The 1025-nt window shown below is 49.9% G+C and carries 1 protein-coding gene; it reads left to right on the top strand.

Annotation, left to right across the window (positions count from 1 at the left end; translation table 11 throughout):
* A partial coding sequence (locus tag R8N28_RS27235; RefSeq protein ID WP_318183918.1) for an endonuclease occupies positions 1 to 1025 on the top strand: 1025 nt, incomplete at both ends.

Here is a 1025-nt window from a genome sequence, read left to right as displayed (position 1 = left end):
CCAAGCAGCGAACAAATCAAATCGGGCGGCTTGGCTGCTCAAGTCGTCGTGAACACGGGTACCCAGAGCAACACCGACTTTTTGCAAACCATTAATGTGGAGCAAGGGAAAACCTATCCGTTCTCAGTCTCGGTGTATCACACTGAAGGGCATGTAAAAGCTCGATTGGTGGCAGACGGTTATCACGGCTACTCCAATCCGCAGCAAACGAATCAGTGGCAAGAACTCACACTCAATTACACCGCGACGACCACGAAAACCATCGATGTGGGATTACGTTTTTATGATGAAGCGGGCTTTGACGGCTCAGAAGTGGTTTATGTCGATAACTTCCAACCGACCGAGACAAGCACGCAGCCTCCCGTAGAGAGCTGTAGTGATCACCAAGTGGTCTTGACTCTCACGACCGACAACTACGGCTCTGAAACGAGTTGGACGCTGAAAAACAGCCAAGCCGAAGTACTGTTCTCTGGTCAGGGTTATGAGTCGGCAACCACCGTTGAAAAAAGCATGTGTTTAGCCGACGGGGACTACCATTTCACCATTCAAGATGCGTATGGTGACGGTATTTGTTGTGGAAGCGGCGCGGGTTCGTACACGTTGATGGAAGGAGCCAAGACCCTTGCTTCTGGCGCTGAGTTCGCCAAAAGCGAAACCACTGATTTTACGTTAGGTGACACCACTACGACTCCAGCAGTGGTTGATGGGTATTATCAAGCCGCGTCTGGCAAGACAGGCTACGCACTCAAAACGGCGTTGTTTAACATCATCAATAATCACTCCAGCCGTGGCTATTCAGCGATTTGGACTTTGGTAAAAGACGCAGATTTGGATAACTACTACGAGAAAGACGGCTCCATTCTTGATATGTATTCAGAGAAGCCTGCGGGCAACGACGCAGTGAGTTTCACGAAAGTAACCGACCAATGCGGTCAATACAGTCAAGAAGGGGATTGCTACAACCGTGAACACTCGTTCCCGAAAAGCTGGTTTGGTGGGAAAGTTGAACCGATGAACTCAGACGG

This window comes from Vibrio sp. Vb1554, assembly GCF_033344235.1.
The sequence above is the reverse complement of the archived record's forward strand: the minus strand, read 5'-3'. Positions and strand labels throughout refer to the sequence as shown.